Annotated in this window: 3 protein-coding genes; all 3 read left to right on the top strand. The window is 74.8% G+C overall.

The features are described 5' to 3' along the window. The coding region (locus tag ACFV5N_RS27610; RefSeq protein ID WP_385605206.1) for an enoyl-CoA hydratase/isomerase family protein at positions 1-687 on the top strand (687 nt) is incomplete at its 5' end. Between the two features lie 247 nt (positions 688-934). Continuing rightward, complete coding sequence (locus ACFV5N_RS27605) at positions 935-1,375, top strand: Asp23/Gls24 family envelope stress response protein (RefSeq protein WP_385605208.1); 441 nt, start codon at positions 935-937, stop codon at positions 1,373-1,375. Positions 1,376-1,423: 48 nt separating this feature from the next. Further along, positions 1,424-1,621, top strand: coding sequence for a hypothetical protein (locus tag ACFV5N_RS27600; RefSeq protein WP_046722961.1), 198 nt, complete (start codon positions 1,424-1,426; stop codon positions 1,619-1,621). The last annotated feature ends 152 nt before the right edge of the window (positions 1,622-1,773 follow it).

Raw genomic sequence — 1,773 nt, 5'->3', positions numbered from 1 at the left:
ACGCCCGCCCTGTGGCGGGCGCTGGCCGAGGCCGGCCGGCGGCTGGACGGCGCCGTACGGGTGGTGGTCCTGCGCGCCGAAGGGGTGTCCTTCTCGGCCGGTCTCGACCGGCGGGCGTTCACCCCCGAGGGCATCGACGGCGAGGTCTCCTTCCCCGCCCTGGCCCGCCGCCCGGACGGCGAGATCGACGCGGTCATCGCCGAGTACCAGGAGGCGTTCACCTGGTGGCGGCGCACCGACCTGATCAGTGTCGCCGCCGTGCAGGGGCACGCCGTCGGTGCCGGCTTCCAGCTCGCGCTCGCCTGCGACCTGCGGATCTGCGCCGACGACGTGGCCTTCACCATGCCCGAGACCACCCTCGGCCTGGTGCCCGACCTGGGCGGCACCGGCCCCCTGGTCGAACTCCTCGGCTATCCGCGCGCCCTGGAGGTGTGCGCCACCGGCCGCACCATCCACGCCGAGGAGGCCGAACGCACCGGACTGGCCAACCTCGTGGTCCCGGCCGCGGAACTGGCCGCCGCGACCGAGGATCTGACCACCGCCCTGCTGGCCGCCCCGCGCGCCGCGGTGACCGAGACCAAGGCCCTGCTGGCCACCGCCGGCACCCTGGCCCCCGAGGCCCAGCGCGAGGCCGAACGCGCCGCCCAGACCCGGCGGCTGCGCGATCTGACCGGCCTCGGCGAGTAACGGCCGCCCGCGCTCGGTTGCCGCGCCGGGACTCCCCTGCGGACGGGGGCATCGCCGCCACCACCCGGCCACCGCCGCGCGGCCCCCTGCCGCCCCCGGCCAGTTGCCAGGAGTCGGCCACCCGATCCCCGGGCACGCGTAGGGTGACCGGGAACGGCGAAGCGAGCGCCGTTCGAGGACGCGGAAGACGGAAATGGGGTGAGGTCCGGTGTCCGAGGGCGAAGACGGGACCGTGACGACGACCGAACTGCCGGGCAGCAGGACGGCACTGGCCGGGCGACGGGGGACGGGCGATCCCGCCACCCGGGGACGTACCACCATCGCCGACGCCGTGGTGGCGAAGATCGCCGGTCTCGCCGCCCGCGACGTGGTGGGCGTGCACGCGATGGGCAGTGGTCTTGCCCGCACCTTCGGCGCCGTACGCGACCGGGTCCCGGGCAGCGGCAAGTCGGCCACCCGGGGCGTCAAGGCCGAGGTGGGGGAGGTGCAGACCGCACTCGACCTGGAGATCGTCGTCGAGTACGGGGTCTCCATCGGCGATGTGGCCCGCACCGTCCGGGAGAATGTGATCGCGGCCGTCGAGCGGATGACCGGACTGGAAGTGGTCGAGGTCAACATCGCCGTGGTGGATGTGAAGTTGCCCGACAGCGAGGAAGATGACGAGGACTCCCGCCCGGCGTTGCAGTAGGACGGCAGCAGGGGCACCGGGGGCGGCGCGCGGAGAAGGAGCGGACGCATGAGCATGGCGGTGGTCGGCATGGTGGCCGGCATGGCACTGGGATTCGCCGGGTATTTCGGCGGGTTCGGGGCCTTCCTTCTGGTGGCGGCCCTGGGCGCGATCGGATTCGTGGCCGGCCGGTTCGCCGACGGCGATCTGGAGCCCGGGGACTTCTTCCGGGTCCGGGACCGCGGCGAGCGTGACCGGCGGAGGTGAGATCCGATGACCACGGTGGTGCCCGCCGCCGAGCGCGGCGCGACCCGGATCGCCGAGCGCGTGGTCGCCAAGCTCGCCGCCCAGGCGGCGCGTGAGGCGCTGCCGCCCGGCGGCCCCGGCACGCGGCCGTCCGCCACGGCGGTCCTGCGGCC

Origin of the sequence: Streptomyces sp. NPDC059853 (assembly GCF_042731495.1) — a bacterium.
In the GTDB taxonomy this organism is placed as follows: domain Bacteria; phylum Actinomycetota; class Actinomycetes; order Streptomycetales; family Streptomycetaceae; genus Streptomyces.
Note: the sequence above shows the minus strand (reverse complement) of the source record. Positions and strands in the feature narration are given on the sequence as shown.

What these genes read in the sequence shown, in the direction of transcription:
- ACFV5N_RS27600 (WP_046722961.1), top strand. Translation starts at nt 1,424, where the DNA reads ATGAGCATGGCGGTGGTCGGCATGGTGGCCGGCATGGCACTGGGATTC.